Genomic DNA, 16,112 nt, shown 5'->3' on the forward strand with positions numbered 1-16,112 from the left:
GCCCGGCGCTCAGCCGGCTGCCGAGACCGACGTCTCAGGCGAGCGCGCGTGGGTGCGACTGCACGTAGACCTCGCGCAGCGAGTCGGCCGTGACCATCGTGTACAGCTGCGTCGTGGTCACCGACGCGTGCCCGAGCAGCTCTTGGACCACACGGACGTCGGCGCCGCCCGACAGCAGATGGGTCGCGAAGGAGTGCCGCAGGGTGTGCGGGGAGATGTGCTCAGCGCCAGGCAGCCCGGCGGCCTCGGCCGAGGACCGGAGCACCTGCCATGCGCTCTGCCTGCTGAGCCGCGCACCACGGGTGTTGAGGAACACCGCGGGTGTCCCCCGCCCGGCGGCCATGAACACCGGGCGCGTCCGCACGAGGTACGCCTGGAGCGCCTCGACAGCGAAGGACCCGACGGGCACCACGCGCTCTTTGCTGCCCTTGCCGAACAGCCTCACGGCCTCGAGGCCCGGGGTGAGGTCGAGGTCGTCGATGTCGAGGTTCACGGCCTCGGAGATGCGCGCCCCGGTCGAGTACAAGAGCTCGAGCAGGGCCCGGTTGCGGACGGCTGCGACACCGTCGCCCGCCCCGGCGGCCGCGAGCAGGCGCTCGACGTCGTGGGTCGAGATGGCCTTGGGCAGCCGCTTGCCCTGGCTCGGCGGACGGACCGCAGCAGCAGGGTTGGTGTCGACCTGCCCCTCGGCGACGCAGAAGGCGTGCCAGCCGCGCACAGCGGCGAGGCTGCGCGCAGCCGATCCCGCGGCGAGCGGAGCCCGCCCGTCGGAGCCGGTCCGGACCGCCGTGACGTAGTCCTCGACGACGGTGGTCGTCACGTCGCCGAGGGAGAGCTCACGGGACTCGAGGTACCCGACGTAGCGGTCCAGGTCCCGCCTGTACGCGGCGACCGTGTTGGCGGAGCGCCCACGCTCGATCGTCAGGTGGTCCAGGTACCCCTGGACGGCACGACGCAGGACGTCGCCCCGGGTGCCCGCTGCGACCACCCGGTCACCTCAGAAGGGGAGGAAGACGTCGACCGCGACGGCGACGAACAGGAGCGTCAGGTAGGTGATCGAGCCGTGGAACACCTTCATCGCACCGAGCTTGCCGCGGCTGGGGTCTGCGGCACGGCGGTACATGCCGATGCACTGGGCGAGGAACCACGCACCGAGCAGCGAGGCGACGACGGCGTAGACCCACGTCATGCCCTCGAGGGGCACGAGCGCGAGGGAGCAGGCGATCATGGCGACCGTGTAGATGATCATCTCGCGGGCGACCTTGAGGTCGTCGGCGACGACGGGGAGCATCGGCACGCCGGCCTCGGCGTAGTCGCGGCGGAACTTCATCGACAGCGGCCAGTAGTGCGGCGGTGTCCAGAAGAAGATGACCAGGAACAGCGCGACGGCGCCCCAGCTCAGGCCGCCGGTGACGGCCGACCAGCCGATGAACACCGGCATGCAGCCCGCGATGCCGCCCCACACGATGTTCTGCGGGGTGCGGCGCTTGAGGATCATCGTGTAGCCGACGACGTAGATCGCGATCGCGCCGGCGGTCAGCAGGGCCGAGGCCATGTTGACGAAGACGGCGAACCAGACGAGCGAGACCGCTCCGAGCACCAGGCCGAAGATCAGCGCGTTGCGGGGCGAGACCTCACCGGTGACGATCGGGCGCCGCTTGGTGCGGTTCATCTTCTCGTCGATGTCGCGGTCGATGTAGCAGTTGAGGACACCCGAGGCACCCGCAGCGGCAGCACCGCCGACGAGGGTCGCGAGCACGAGCCAGAGGGAGGGGAAACCGCCCTCGGCGAGCATCATCGTCGGGATCGTCGTGACGAGCAGCAGCTCGATGACGCGCGGCTTGGTCAGCGCGACGTACGCCCCGATCCTCCGGCGCAGCACTGCGCCCTTGGTCTGCTGCCCGATTGCAGGCAGCGGCTCACCTGCCACGTGGTCGCTGGGCAGGTGGGCCGAGGCGGGACTCGATGTGTGCACGCGTGCCGATTTCCGTTCTGCGTCCGAGAGAGGCCGGCCTCGTCGCGGGATGATCCGCGTCCAGGCCAGCACAACGTCTGACTCATCGTACGTGCCCTAGGTCGTTCGTCCCGGCCATCCGCGCTCACCAGAGATGTGATCTGTGCGGACGACTCGTCACCCGCCCGACCACGACACGATTGTTAACGTTCACACTTCTGTCCCCCGGAGGCGCTAGCCTGCCGGGAGATGTTGCACAGCCATCCCGGACGAGCCTGCGCTCGACGTCTGCCCGACACCTGCCCGACGACGAGCAGAGGTCAGGCAGGCAGCGGGACGGCCGCGGGCTCCGCTGACCGTCACACGGACGTGACCGCCCCTCACAGGGCTCACGAGCGTAGGGTGGAAGGCGGAATCCAGAGCGACAGTCGGGCCCGCCCGCCGACGACCACGGCCTCGCCGTGACCGTACGACGCACCAGCCCGCCACCTGCTGGCGTCCTCCGACGCCTCGCAGGCTCTGACCACGACGAATTCGGGCGTGCACGCACGCCACGACAGAGATGAGGTTCGGTGAACTCCTTCACCCCAGCGCAGCAGCCCTTCGACTGGTCCGAGCTCGACGACCGTGCGGTCGCGACCATCAAGGCCCTCGCCGCCGACGCCGTCGAGAAGGTCGGCAACGGTCACCCGGGTACCGCGATCTCGCTCGCGCCCGCCGCGTACACGCTGTTCCAGAAGGTCATGCGCCACGACCCGAGCGACTCGCACTGGGTCGGTCGCGACCGCTTCGTGCTCTCGGCCGGCCACTCGTCGCTGACCATCTACCTCCAGCTCTTCCTCTCGGGCTACGACGTCGACCTCGACGACATCAAGTCGCTGCGCACCTGGGGCTCCAAGACCCCCGGTCACCCCGAGTACACGCACACCGACGGTGTCGAGATCACCACCGGCCCCCTCGGCCAGGGCCTCGCCTCCGCCGTCGGCATGGCCATGGCGGCCCGTCGTGAGCGCGGTCTGCTCGACCCGAGCACCGCCCCCGGCGAGAGCCCCTTCGACCACTCGATCTTCGTGATCGCCGGCGACGGCGACCTGCAGGAGGGCGTCACCTCCGAGGCCTCGTCCCTCGCGGGTCACCAGCAGCTCGGCAACCTCGTGGTCATCTACGACCAGAACCAGATCTCGATCGAGGACGACACCAACATCTCGTTCTCCGAGGACGTGCTCGCCCGCTACGAGTCCTACGGCTGGCACACCCAGCGCGTCGACTGGACGCAGGGTGGCACCGGCTACGTCGAGAACGTCGAGGAGCTGCACGCAGCGCTCTCGGCTGCGAAGGCCGAGACCGGCAAGCCGTCGATCATCGCGCTGCGCACCATCATCGGCTGGCCCTCGCCGAAGAAGCAGAACACCGGCAAGATCCACGGCTCGGCCCTCGGTGCTGACGAGGTCGCAGGCCTCAAGGTGAACCTCGGCCTCGACCCCGAGAAGTCCTTCGACGTGGCTGACGACGTCCTCGCCCACGCCCGCGAGGTCGGTGCCCGCGGCGCCGAGGCCCGCAAGGCCTGGACCGTCGGCTTCGACGCGTGGAAGACCGCCAACCCCGAGGGCGCGGAGCTCCTCGAGCGCCTCACCACCCGCACCCTCCCCGAGGGCTGGGACTCTGTGCTCCCGACCTTCGAGGGTGGCAAGGACGTCTCGACGCGCGCTGCCTCCGGCAAGGTCCTCACGGCCCTCGCACCCGTGCTCCCCGAGCTCTGGGGCGGGTCGGCCGACCTCGCCGAGTCGAACAACACCACCATGGAGGGCGAGCCGTCCTTCATCCCGGCCGAGCACTCCACGGCGGCCTGGACCGGCAACCCTCACGGGCGCACGCTGCACTTCGGCATCCGTGAGCACGCCATGGGCGCGATCCTCAACGGCATCGTGCTGCACGGTGGCACCCGCGCCTACGGCGGCACGTTCCTGGTCTTCTCCGACTACATGCGCCCGGCGGTCCGCATCGCGGCCCTCATGCGCATCCCGTCGACCTTCGTCTGGACCCACGACTCGATCGGTCTCGGCGAGGACGGCCCCACGCACCAGCCGATCGAGCACCTCGCCGCGCTGCGTGCGATCCCGGGTCTCGACGTCGTCCGCCCCGCGGACGCGAACGAGGTCGCCTGGGCCTGGAAGACGATCCTCGGCCACACCGACCGTCCCGCCGGCATCGTCCTGACCCGTCAGAACGTCCCGACCTACGAGCGTGGAGAGGGTGCCGCCACCGGCGAGACCTTCGCCTCCGCAGCCGGTGTCGCGAAGGGCGCCTACGTCCTCGCCGAGGCGCCGAACGGCACCCCGGACGTCATCCTCATGGGCACAGGCTCCGAGGTCCAGCTGGCGGTCGACGCCCGCGAGGCCCTCAAGGCCGAGGGCGTCAACGCCCGCGTCGTGTCGATCCCGAGCCGCGAGTGGTTCGACCAGCAGGACGCCGAGTACCGCGAGTCGGTCCTCCCCGCCTCGGTCAAGGCCCGCGTGTCGGTCGAGGCCGCCGTGGCCCAGGGCTGGCGCGAGCTGGTCGGAGACGCCGGCCGCTCGATCTCGATCGAGCACTACGGTGCCTCCGCGGACTTCAAGACGCTGTACCGCGAGTTCGGCATCACGACCGAGGCCGTCGTGGCCGCGGCCAAGGAGTCCATCGAGGCTGCGGGTTCCGCAGCTCCCGGTGCCTCCGCCACCCCCTCCGAGGGCGGGACCGCCGACCGTCCCTGACGCGTGCGAGCACACCTGCGGTGAGCGTCCCCTCGGGGGCACCGCACCGCAGGTGTGAGGCACGAGACGCACGGCTCTGATCGCGGGCTGCGTCCTTCTCTGATCTGATGGAACAGGGACGGACGCAGCCCGTCGTCGTCTGCCCAGCGCGACCGCACGACCAGCACCACCACACGACGAGCACCACCCGCAGCGCGAGCACACAGCACCCGCCGCAGCAGCACCCAGCAGCACGAGGAGAGGTCCACACCGTGACAGAGAACGGCAGCACTCCCACCCAGTCCGAGGCCACGACCCGACTCAGCGCAGAGGGGGTCGCCATCTGGCTCGACGACCTCTCCCGCGAGCGGATCACGACAGGCAACCTCGCCGACCTCGTCGCCACCCGCGACGTCGTGGGCGTCACCACCAACCCGACGATCTTCGCGAGCGCGCTCTCCCAGGGGCAGAGCTACGACGAGCAGCTCACGGAGATCGCCGCGCAGGGCACCGACCTGGACGACGCCGTCTGGGAGATCACCACCCGCGACGTCCGCGACGCCTGCGACGTCCTGCGACCCGTCTACGACCGCTCGGGCGGCGTCGACGGCCGCGTGTCGATCGAGGTCGACCCGCGCATGGCGCAGGACCCCGACGCGACAGGCAGGCTCGCCGAGCGCCTGTGGTCGACCGTGGACCGCCCGAACCTGTTCATCAAGATCCCCGCGACCGAGAAGGGTCTCTCCGCGATCACCGCGGCGATCGCCCAGGGCATCAGCGTCAACGTCACGCTGATCTTCTCCCTCGAGCGCTACTCCGCGGTTATCGACGCGTACCTCACAGGCCTCGAGCAGGCGCTCGAGGCAGGCCGCGACGTCTCCGACCTCGCCTCGGTCGCGTCCTTCTTCGTCTCGCGCGTCGACGGGTCGGTCGACAAGCAGCTCGAGGAGATCGGCTCCGACGAGGCCAAGGGTCTGCTCGGAAAGGTCGCGATCGCCAATGCCCGCCTCGCCTACGAGATCCACCGCGAGACGCTCGCCTCCGACCGCTGGAAGGCCCTCGAGGCACGCGGCGCACGTCCGCAGCGCCCGCTCTGGGCCTCGACGGGTGTCAAGAACCCCGACTACCCCGACACGCTCTACGTCACCGAGCTCGTCGCGCCGGGCGTGGTCAACACCATGCCCGAGAAGACCCTCCAGGCCGTCGCCGACCACGGCGAGATCAGCGGCGACACGATCACCGGGACCTACGACGAGGCGCGTGCGACGCTCGACACGTTCGCGCGTCTCGGCGGTGACCTCGCCGAGGTGACACGTAACCTCGAAGAAGACGGCCTGCAGAAGTTCGAGGCCAGCTGGGACGAGCTGCTCCAGACAGTCCGCGACGGACTCTCCGGGGCCTCCTCCTGAGACACCCAGGACTCAGGTCCTAGAGTCCTGCTAGACATGACTGGTCTGCGGCGCAGCGTCGCAGACCAGTCGTTCGACACGTCAGACAGACAAGTCAGACCGTGGGCGTGACCTGGACAGGCCACACCCGGAGAAGATGGTGGCGCCCGTGAGACCCGCAAAGATCGAAGCCGACTCCAACCCGCTGCGCGATGCGCGCGACCTGCGCCTGCCGCGCATCGCCGGACCGTCCGGTCTCGTGATCTTCGGCGTGACCGGAGACCTCGCCCGCAAGAAGCTCATGCCGGCCGTCTACGACCTCGCCAACCGTGGCCTGCTGCCCCCGGGCTTCGCGCTCACAGGCTTCGCCCGGCGCGACTGGGAGGACCAGGACTTCGCGAAGGTCGTCCACGACGCCGTCAAGGAGCACGCCCGCACGCCCTTCCGTGAAGACGTGTGGAACCAGCTCGCCGAGGGCATCCGCTTCGTCCAGGGCTCCTTCGACGACGACGAGGCCTTCGAGCGCCTCAGCCAGACCGTCGCGGAGCTCGACGAGGAGCGCGGCACCAAGGGGAACCACGCGTTCTACCTCTCCGTGCCGCCGAGCGCCTTCCCCGTCGTCTGCCGCCAGCTCGCCCGCTCGGGACTGTCGAAGTCGCCCGAGGACGCCTGGCGCCGCGTGGTGATCGAGAAGCCCTTCGGTCACGACCTCGCCTCCGCCCGCGAGCTCAACGACGTGGTCTCCGAGGTCTTCGCCCCCGAAGACGTGTTCAGGATCGACCACTACCTCGGCAAGGAGACTGTCCAGAACCTCCTGGCCCTGCGCTTCGCGAACCAGATGTACGAGCCGATCTGGAACGCCAACTACGTCGACCACGTGCAGATCACCATGGCCGAGGACATCGGCATCGGTGGCCGTGCCGGGTACTACGACGGCATCGGCGCAGCGCGCGACGTCATCCAGAACCACCTGCTCCAGCTCCTCGCCCTCACGGCGATGGAGGAGCCGGTCTCCTTCGCGGCAGACGACCTCATCGCCGAGAAGATCAAGGTCCTCTCCGCGATGCGCCTGCCCAAGGACCTCGGCAAGCACACAGCCCGCGGGCAGTACGCCTCCGGTTGGCAGGGCGGCGAAGAGGTCGTCGGCTACCTCGAGGAAGAGGGCACAGACCCCGCCTCGACGACCGAGACCTACGCGGCGATCCGTGTCGACATCGACACCCGTCGCTGGGCCGGCGTGCCCTTCTACCTCCGCACCGGCAAGCGCCTCGGCCGCCGCGTCACCGAGATCGCCGTCGTGTTCAAGAAGGCGCCGCACCTGCCCTTCGAGTCGACCGCGACGAGCGAGCTCGGCAAGAACGCGATCGTCATCCGCGTCCAGCCCGACGAGGGCATCACGCTGCGCCTCGGCGCGAAGGTCCCCGGCACCGCGATGGAGGTCCGCGACGTCACGATGGACTTCGGCTACGGCCACGCCTTCACCGAGTCCTCCCCCGAGGCCTACGAGCGACTCATCCTCGACGTGCTCCTCGGCGACCCGCCCCTCTTCCCCCGCCACGAGGAGGTCGAGCTCTCGTGGAAGATCCTCGACCCGATCACGAAGTTCTGGGAGAGCAAGGGCACCCCGGACGCGTACCGCTCCGGTACCTGGGGCCCGGACTCCGCCGACGAGATGCTCGCCCGCGACGGCCGGTCCTGGCGTCGGCCCTGACGAGCCACCGGACCTCACCGACCTGCGCCTGACCGACTGAGAGAGCACACCATGATCATCGACATGCCGGAGACGACAGTCAGCGCTGTCGCGCGTCGTCTCATCAAGATCCGCGAGGAGGGCGGGGCGATCGCCCTCGGCCGCGTCCTCACCCTCGTGATCGTCGCCGACGAGAACGAGATCGAGGAGGCGGTCGACGCCGCCAACGACGCGAGCCGCGAGCACCCGTGCCGCATCGTCGTCGTCTCGACCGCCGAGGGCCGCCCCGACCAGCTCGACGCGGAGATCCGCGTGGGCGGCGACGCCGGGGCCAGCGAGGTCATCGTGCTGCGCCCGTCCTCGGTGGTCGCCCAGCACCCGGACACGCTCATCATGCCGCTGCTGCTGCCCGACGCACCGATCGTCGCCTGGTGGCCCAACGAGGTTCCCGACAGCCCGTCGACCGACCTCGTCGGCCAGATGGCGAAGATCCGCATCACGGACAGCCTCAAGTGCACGTCGCCGAGCGCCACGCTCGAGACGCTCCGCAAGAACCACCACCCGGGTGACATCGACCTTTCGTGGACCCGCGTGACGGTGTGGCGCGGGCTGCTCGCCGCGATGCTCGACCAGCCGCCCTACGAGCCCGTCACCGGTGTGACCGTCGAGGGCTCCGAGGCGCACACCTCGGTCGACCTGCTCGGCGCCTGGCTCGCCGAGAAGCTGCGGTGCCCCGTGACCATCACGCGGAACACCGACGAGCTGGCGATCACCAAGGTCGTCCTGCACCGCAAGTCCGGCGACATCGTGCTCGACCGTCCCGACGGCCGGGTCGCGACGCTCTCACAGCCCGGTCAGCCGGACCACCGCATCACCCTCCCGGTGCGCTCGCTCCGCGAGTGCCTCTCGGAGGAGCTCCGCCGTCTGGACCCCGACGAGGTCTACGGCGAGGTCCTCGCCAAGGGTCTGCCCCGCGTGACGGCCTCCGCATGAGCCCGCAGTCCCGGCTGGTGGTCGTCCACCCGGACGCGCAGATCCTCGCCGAGGCTGCGGCGTCTCGGCTCCTCACCCGGATCCTCGACCTGCAGTCCGTGCGCTCCCCCGTGCACGTGGTCCTGACCGGCGGGACCGTGGGGATCAAGACTCTCGCGGCCGTCGCGAAGAACCCCGTGCGCGACGCCGTCGACTGGACTGGCGTGCACCTGTGGTGGGGCGACGAGCGCTACCTGCCCGCTGGCGACGCGGACCGCAACGAGACCCAGGCCCGTGAGGCGCTCCTGGACCACCTCGACGTGCTGCCCGCGGAGAACGTGCACGCGATGCCGTCCGTCGACGGTGACGTGGACGTCGACGCGGCTGCGGCGCTCTACGCCGAGGAGCTCGCGCGCTTCGCCCCCGAGGGTGCAGCGGCGCCCGTCTTCGACATCACACTGCTGGGCATGGGCCCTGACGCGCACGTCGCGTCGCTGTTCCCTGGCCACCCCGGTGGGACCGTCACCGGGCAGAGCACCGTCGGTGTGCGGAACTCCCCGAAGCCGCCGCCCGAGCGTGTCTCGCTGACCTTCGAGACGATCCAGGCCTCCCACGAGGTGTGGATCATCGCCGCCGGCGCCGAGAAGGCCGACGCCGTCAAGGCCGGTCTGTCTGGCGCAGACAAGGCCGAGGCGCCGGCGGCTGCGGCTGTCGGTGCCCAGCTCACCCTGTGGCTGCTCGACTCGGCGGCCGCCGGACGATGACCCACGCAGCCCAGGCTGCGCACGACGAGGGCGAGACCGTGAGCGGTCTCGCCCTCGTCGTGCGAGAGCTCTTCTCCCCGCTCGGACTGGCTGTGGTCTCTGAGGTGGTGGAGCCCGAGAGCGCCGAGTACGACGGGATGCTGGTGAGCGTGAGCGGTCTGGATCGTCTGGACCCCGAGGGCGTCCGCCCCAGCGACACACCTGAGGCAATTACCCACGCCCAAGCCCAAGCCCAGGCCCAGGCCCAGGCCCAGGCCCAGGTGAGGGTCCGCTCCGGCAAGATCACCCCGACCAAGGTCGGTCTCTTCGTCACGCACTGGCGGCGGTCCGCAGACGGCACCACCGGCCCCTTCGACGCGGACGACAGCGCGGATACGCTCCTCGTCACCGCCGCCGAGGACGGGCCACACCCGGCACGCGGGGTCTTCGTCTTCGACCGTGCGTCACTGGTGTCTCACGGCATCGTGGCTCGAGACGGCCGCGGGGGCAAGCGAGGCTTCCGTGTCTACCCGCCGTGGTCCCTCACCGCTCCCGGGCAGGCCGCGCGCACCCAGCGGTGGCAGGTCGAGCACTTCGTCCCACTGCCCCTCGGCGATGGCGACCTGGGACGAGCGCGCAGGCTCTTAGGGCTCTAGCGCGCCGCAGACGGCAGACGGCAGACGGCAGACGGCAGACGGCAGACGGCAGACGGCAGACGGCAACGAGATCGTGACTTCGGAGCGAGATCGGGCCGTGCAGGGATCGATCTCGCTCGGAAGTCACGATCTCGTCGGACGGTCGAGCAGGCACCGGCCAACTCGGGCAAGGTGCGGGGGGCTACTGGTCAGCGGCGACCGCGGCGGGCGCGGAGTGCTGCGAGGGCCTCGTCGAGGAGGGCTTCGCCGTCCTCCTCGGAGCGGCGCTCCTTCACGTAGGCCAGGTGCGTCTTGTACGGCTCGTTGCGCACGAGGGGCGGCGGGTTCTCCGCATCCTGGCCGCCCGGGTAGCCGCACCGGGTGCAGTCCCAGTGCTCGGGCGCCTGGGCGTTGCTCTCGATCGAGAAGCTCGGGCGGGTCTCGTGCCCGTTCGCGCAGTAGTAGGAGACGAAGAAGCGTGGCGCTGTCGCGCCCCGCTCGGCCTCGCCCATGGGACCTGCTCCAACTCGCGATCCTCGGATCGCACTACCACCGGCCACTGTGCCGCTCCTGCCAGAGATGGATGGGCTGTCAGATGCCCGTGTCGACCTTGGTGATGAGCCCGAGGAGGACCACCACGACGAACCACACGAGGGCGAAGCCCACGGTGATGCGGTTGAGGTTGCGCTCAGCGACCCCGGAGCTGCCGACGCTGCTCGAGACACCGCCGCCGAACATGTCCGAGAGCCCGCCGCCCTTGCCCTTGTGCAGCAGGATCAGGAGGATCAGGAAGCCGCTCGTGAGGACGAGCACGACCTGGAGCGCGATACGCAGGATGTCCACAGACTTGTTCTTCCCTCTACGTCGGTGAGGTGCTCACGGAGGAGCACCGATGTTCAGCAGCACGTGGAGCAGGTCGGTCGCCTGCAGGCCGAGGTCGTGACGACCGGGGCGGGGAGTGCAGGTGACGGACACCACGATCCGTGCCGTCTACCAGGATAGACCACCCCACGCTCGTCGAGCGCGAGGCACTCGCAGGAGACGTGGCCCGTGGTCCGGACGCTCGTCCTGACCGGACCGGCCACCCGGATCGTCGCCCGGGGCCTCCGACGCACGACAGGGTGGGACCGAACTCCCGGTCCCACCCTGTCGATCGGGCGATCAGCTCGCGGCGGCAGCCTTGAACTGGGCGATCTTGGCGAACTCCTCGGCGTCGAGGCTGGCGCCTCCGACGAGGGCGCCGTCGACGTCCTGCTCCTTCATGAGCTCGGCGATCGACGAGGACTTGACCGAACCGCCGTAGAGCACGCGGACGGCGTCGGCGACGTCGGCCGAGTAGAGCTCGGCGAGGCGGGCGCGGATCGCTCCGGCGACCTCCTGCGCGTCCTGCGGGGTGGCGACCTCACCGGTGCCGATGGCCCAGACGGGCTCGTAGGCGATGACGACCTTGGCGGCGTCCTCGGCCGAGAGGCCCTCGAGGGCGCCGTCGACCTGGGCGAGGGTGTGGGAGACCTGGTCTCCGGCCTTGCGGACCTCGAGGGGCTCGCCGACGCAGATGATCGGGATGATGCCGTGGGCCAGCGCGGCCTTCGACTTGGCGTTGACGAGCGCGTCGTCCTCGGCGTGGTACTGGCGACGCTCCGAGTGGCCGACGGCCACGTAGGAGACACCGAGCTTGCTGAGGAACACGGGCGAGATCTCGCCGGTGTAGGCGCCCGAGACGTGCTGGGAGACGTCCTGCGCACCGTAGGTGAGCTCGAGCTTGTCGGCGTCGACGAGGGTCTGGACGCTGCGGAGGTCGGTGAACGGGGCGAGGACGGTGACCTCGACCTGCGAGAAGTCGTGCTTGGCGTCCTTGAGGGCCCAGGCGAGCTTCTGCACCAGGTGGATGGCTTCCTGGTGGTCCTGGTTCATCTTCCAGTTGCCGGCGATGAGGGGGGTACGGGCGTTGGCCATGTGGTCCTACCTTCGTGAGTCAGGGGTGAGGGCGAGGGCGGCGTCCCGCGTGGGACACCGCCCTCCCCCGTCGAGCGGGTGTGTCAGGCGTCGAGGACGGCGATGCCCGGGAGGGACTTGCCCTCGAGGAACTCGAGGCTCGCGCCGCCACCTGTCGAGATGTGGCTGAAGCCGGCCTCGTCGAAGCCGAGGATGCGCACGGCCGCGGCGGAGTCGCCACCGCCGACGATCGTGAAGGCGCCGTTGCTGGTCGCGTCGACGAGGGCCTGGGCGACGGCACGGGTGCCGCCGGAGAAGGCCTCGAACTCGAAGACGCCGGCCGGGCCGTTCCAGACCGCGGTCTTGGCGTCGACGATCTTGGAGGCGAAGAGCTTCTGCGACTCCGGGCCGATGTCCAGGCCGATCTTGCCGTCGGGGATCGCGTCTGCTGCGACGACTGTCGCGGGCGAGTCCGCCTTGAACTCGTCGGCGACGAGGATGTCGACCGGGAGGACGATCTCCACGCCAGCCTTCTCGGCATCGGCGAGATAGCCCTTGACGGCGTCGATCTGGTCTTCCTCGAGGAGCGAGTTGCCGACCGAGTAGCCCTTCGCGGCGAGGAAGGTGAAGAGCATGCCGCCACCGATGAGGAGGCGGTCGGCCTTGGTGATGAGGTTGCCGATGACGCCGAGCTTGTCGGAGACCTTGGAGCCACCGAGGACGACGACGTAGGGGCGCTCGGGGTTGTCGGTCGCCTTCTTGAGGGACTCGACCTCCTTGAGCACGAGGGAGCCGACGGCGGAGGGCAGCGCGAGGGCGATGTCGTAGACGGACGCCTGCTTGCGGTGCACGACGCCGAAGCCGTCGGAGACGTAGAAGTCGGCGAGCTCAGCGAGGTCGGCGGCGAGGGACTGGCGCTCGCTCTCGTCCTTGGAGGTCTCGCGCGGGTCGAAGCGGATGTTCTCGAGGAGGGCGACCTCGCCCTCGCCGAGAGCTGCGACGGTGGCCTTCGCGGACTCTCCGACGGTGTCCTTCGCGAGGGTGACCGGGGCGCCGAGGAGCTCGCCGAGGCGGGCTGCGACGGGCGCGAGCGAGTACTTGTCCTCGGGAGCACCCTTGGGGCGGCCGAGGTGCGCCGTGACGACGACCTTCGCGCCGGCCTCGACGAGCGAGGAGAGGGTGGGGAGCGCGGCACGGATGCGGCCGTCGTCGGTGATCGTCGTGCCGTCGAGCGGCACGTTGAAGTCTGAACGGACGAGAACGCGCTTGCCGCGCAGGTCGCCGAGGTCCTTGATCGTCTTCATGGGTACTCCAGGTTCAGGGGGCGGACATGAGAACGTCCGCGTGAGTGACGTGGCCAGACGGCTCTCATCACTCACGCGGACGGTTCAGCGAGCTCGGGTGATCACCCGTGACTCAGGGATTCGCAGCGATTCAGAGCTTCTCGCCGACGAGGACCGTGAGGTCGACGAGGCGGTTGGAGTAGCCCCACTCGTTGTCGTACCAGGAGACGACCTTGACCTGGTCGCCGATGACCTTGGTGAGGCCAGCGTCGAAGATGCTCGACGCGGGGTCCGTCACGATGTCGGAGGAGACCAGCGGGTCCTCGGTGTAGACGAGGATGCCCTTGAGGGGGCCCTCGGCTGCAGCCTTGATCGCGGCGTTGACCGACTCGACCGTGACCTCCTTGGAGGCGGTGAAGGTGAGGTCGGTGGCCGAGCCTGTGGGCACGGGGACGCGGAGCGCGTAGCCGTCGAGCTTGCCCTTGAGCTGCGGGAGGACGAGCGCCACGGCCTTGGCCGCACCGGTCGAGGTCGGGACGATGTTGATCGCTGCTGCGCGGGCGCGGCGGAGGTCCTTGTGGGGGCCGTCCTGCAGGTTCTGGTCACCGGTGTAGGCGTGGATCGTGGTCATGAGTCCACGCTCGATGCCGAAGGCCTCGTCGAGCACCTTCGCCATGGGGGCGAGGCAGTTCGTCGTGCAGGAGGCGTTCGAGATGATGTGCATCGTCTCGGGGTTGTAGTCGCCCTCGTTGACACCGATGACGAAGGTGCCGTCCTCGTTGCTCGCGGGAGCGGAGATGATGACCTTCTTGGCGCCGGCCTCGATGTGGGCCTTCGCCTTCGTGGCGTCGGTGAAGAAGCCGGTCGACTCGATGACGATGTCGGCACCGAGTGCGCCCCAGGGCAGGTCTGCCGGGTTGCGCTCTGCGAGGGCCTTGATCTTCTTGCCGTCGACGGAGATGGAGTCCTCGTCGTACGAGACCTCGGCGGCGAGGCGGCCCAGGACGGAGTCGTACTTGAGCAGGTGCGCAAGCGTCTTGTTGTCCGTGAGGTCGTTGACACCGACGATCTCGATGTCTGCTCCAGACGCAAGGATTGCGCGGAAGAAGTTACGTCCAATTCGACCGAAGCCGTTGATTCCGACGCGGATGGTCACTATGCCCTCCTCGGGCGCGCCGGACGAACCGACGCACGGTAGTTGACGAACGACACGTACGTCAGCGTACGTTGGTGAGTTGCCTGGCATCCGAAAAGACGTCGCTGGACCGATCCTCGGTCCGGCTCGGGGTCTCCCGTGAACCTGACTCCTTGAGCCTATACCTAGATGGCCTCTCGTGTGAGGACCATCGTCCCGTGAGACGGCTTCACCCCACGCTCCGGGCACCTGGGAACCAACGGCGGGCCAAGATCTGGCAACAACTCCCACGACCTGGTCACACGCACGTGTCCGGGAGGGGTCCTGGGCCTGCTGGAGCCCTAGGTCTGGCCTAGGCGGTCGCCGAGCGAGCGGTGCGGGACGGGGTGCGGACGGAAGGGCGGTCGACAGCGGTGTCCGAGGCCGACCTTTGGGCGCGCAGAGCGGCCCGGCGACCCCGGACCGAGGTCCTGGCCTGGGCGGACGGCCGACGGCACGAGCAGGACGCTCCGCAGCTGTGCGCAGATGGCAGCCGCGAACGCACGGCGTGGCAGCGGCGCGCGAACAACCCGCTAGTCAGAGGACGACGCGCCGCGCTCCCCCGGCCGTGTCAGAGGTCGAGCAGGTCCGGGCTCAGCCCAGCCTCGGTGTCCGGGATCCCCAGCTCGGCCGCGCGCTTGTCGGCTGTCGCCAGCAGACGCCGGATCCGCCCGGCGACGGCGTCCTTGGTGAGCGGCGGGACGGCCAGCTGGCCGAGCTCTTCGAGGGAGGCCTGCTTGTGCGCGAGGCGCAGCTCGCCGGCCTCGCGCAGGTGGTCGGGCAGCTCGGCGCCGAGGATGTCGAAGGCTCGCTCGACCCGCGCACCGGCGGCCACGGCGGCTCGCGCCGAGCGGCGCAGGTTCGCGTCGTCGAAGTTGGCGAGGCGGTTCGCGGTCCCGCGGACCTCGCGGCGCTGCCGACGCTCCTCCCACACCTTGACGGTCTCGTGCGCGCCGAGGCGCGTCAGCAGGGCACCGATCGCCTCGCCGTCGCGGATGACCACACGGTCGACCCCACGGACCTCGCGCGACTTGGCCGAGATGCCCAGACGGCGAGCGGAGCCGACCAGGGCGAGGGCGGCCTCGGGACCCGGGCAGGTGATCTCGAGGGCTGAGGACCGGCCGGGCTCGGTGAGCGAGCCGTGGGCCAAGAACGCCCCCCGCCACGCCGCCTCGGCCTCGGCGACACCGGCCGAGACGACCTGGGGCGGCAGACCACGGACCGGACGGCCCCGGGCGTCGAGCAGACCGGTCTGCCGGGCGAGGGACTCGCCGTCCTTCGCGACCCGGATGACGTAGCGGCTCCCCCGTCGGATGCCACCGGCGGAGACGACCACGATCTCGCTCGTGTGGCCGTAGACCTCGGCGATGGCCTGGCGCAGCCGGCGCGCGGCGATCGCGGTGTCGAGCTCGGCCTCGATGACGACGCGTCCCTGGATGAGGTGCAGACCTCCGGCGAACCGCAGCATCGCTGCGACCTCGGCCTTGCGGCAGGAGGTCTTGTCGACCGGGAGCCGTGCGAGTTCGTCTTTCACCTGAGCCGTGAGCGCCATGGGTCAATCCTGCCATCCCTGCTCGTCGTCCTGGGACCCGCTGGGCCACCACGGGGG

Annotated in this window: 14 protein-coding genes; 6 read left to right on the forward strand and 8 right to left on the reverse strand. The window is 69.8% G+C overall.

All coding sequences use genetic code 11. From position 1 onward, the window contains the following. Positions 1-34 precede the first annotated feature (34 nt). The gene (locus SANBI_RS09750; protein WP_179913156.1) at positions 35-988 is read right to left on the reverse strand and encodes a site-specific tyrosine recombinase XerD; all 954 of its coding nucleotides are present in this window, start codon (positions 986-988) and stop codon (positions 35-37) included. A gap of 9 nt (positions 989-997) precedes the next feature. Further along, on the reverse strand, positions 998-1,915 hold the full coding sequence (locus tag SANBI_RS09755) for a heme o synthase (RefSeq protein ID WP_319161243.1): 918 nt from the start codon (positions 1,913-1,915) through the stop codon (positions 998-1,000). A 611-nt stretch (positions 1,916-2,526) separates the two neighbouring features. Here SANBI_RS09755 and tkt point away from each other — a divergent pair. The 6 genes from tkt (at position 2,527) to SANBI_RS09785 (ending at position 10,132) form a co-directional block, all read left to right on the forward strand. Further along, on the forward strand, positions 2,527-4,704 hold the full coding sequence (gene tkt / locus SANBI_RS09760) for a transketolase (protein ID WP_179913157.1): 2,178 nt from the start codon (positions 2,527-2,529) through the stop codon (positions 4,702-4,704). 251 nt (positions 4,705-4,955) lie between these two features. Next, entirely contained in the window at positions 4,956-6,092 is a 1,137-nt protein-coding gene (gene tal, locus SANBI_RS09765) for a transaldolase (RefSeq protein ID WP_319154544.1), read from the forward strand. 148 nt (positions 6,093-6,240) lie between these two features. Further along, the gene (gene zwf / locus SANBI_RS09770) at positions 6,241-7,782 is read left to right on the forward strand and encodes a glucose-6-phosphate dehydrogenase (protein ID WP_056134239.1); all 1,542 of its coding nucleotides are present in this window, start codon (positions 6,241-6,243) and stop codon (positions 7,780-7,782) included. Positions 7,783-7,833: 51 nt separating this feature from the next. Beyond that, positions 7,834-8,754, forward strand: a complete 921-nt coding sequence (locus SANBI_RS09775; protein WP_319154548.1) for a glucose-6-phosphate dehydrogenase assembly protein OpcA — start codon at positions 7,834-7,836, stop codon at positions 8,752-8,754. Next, a complete protein-coding gene (gene pgl / locus SANBI_RS09780; protein ID WP_319154550.1) occupies positions 8,751-9,497 on the forward strand; it encodes a 6-phosphogluconolactonase in 747 nt (248 codons plus the stop codon). Before SANBI_RS09775 ends, pgl begins: the two co-directional genes overlap by 4 nt. Continuing rightward, positions 9,494-10,132, forward strand: coding sequence for a MepB family protein (locus SANBI_RS09785; RefSeq protein WP_319154552.1), 639 nt, complete (start codon positions 9,494-9,496; stop codon positions 10,130-10,132). Before pgl ends, SANBI_RS09785 begins: the two co-directional genes overlap by 4 nt. A gap of 188 nt (positions 10,133-10,320) precedes the next feature. Here the strand turns inward: SANBI_RS09785 and SANBI_RS09790 are convergent, their stop codons facing one another. From SANBI_RS09790 to whiA, 6 genes are all read right to left on the reverse strand, one after another. Beyond that, entirely contained in the window at positions 10,321-10,671 is a 351-nt protein-coding gene (locus tag SANBI_RS09790) for an RNA polymerase-binding protein RbpA (protein WP_056133287.1), read from the reverse strand. A 31-nt stretch (positions 10,672-10,702) separates the two neighbouring features. Then, a complete protein-coding gene (gene secG, locus SANBI_RS09795) occupies positions 10,703-10,954 on the reverse strand; it encodes a preprotein translocase subunit SecG (protein WP_056134243.1) in 252 nt (83 codons plus the stop codon). Positions 10,955-11,272: 318 nt separating this feature from the next. Next, positions 11,273-12,067, reverse strand: coding sequence for a triose-phosphate isomerase (tpiA, locus tag SANBI_RS09800; protein ID WP_056133290.1), 795 nt, complete (start codon positions 12,065-12,067; stop codon positions 11,273-11,275). Positions 12,068-12,150: 83 nt separating this feature from the next. Further along, complete coding sequence (locus SANBI_RS09805) at positions 12,151-13,350, reverse strand: phosphoglycerate kinase (RefSeq protein ID WP_056133293.1); 1,200 nt, start codon at positions 13,348-13,350, stop codon at positions 12,151-12,153. Between the two features lie 130 nt (positions 13,351-13,480). Beyond that, a complete protein-coding gene (gene gap, locus SANBI_RS09810; RefSeq protein WP_056133296.1) occupies positions 13,481-14,485 on the reverse strand; it encodes a type I glyceraldehyde-3-phosphate dehydrogenase in 1,005 nt (334 codons plus the stop codon). A gap of 589 nt (positions 14,486-15,074) precedes the next feature. Beyond that, positions 15,075-16,055, reverse strand: coding sequence for a DNA-binding protein WhiA (gene whiA, locus SANBI_RS09815; protein WP_056133300.1), 981 nt, complete (start codon positions 16,053-16,055; stop codon positions 15,075-15,077). Between the last annotated feature and the right edge of the window lie 57 nt (positions 16,056-16,112).

Source organism: Sanguibacter biliveldensis (assembly GCF_033798665.1).
GTDB lineage: Bacteria > Actinomycetota > Actinomycetes > Actinomycetales > Cellulomonadaceae > Sanguibacter > Sanguibacter inulinus.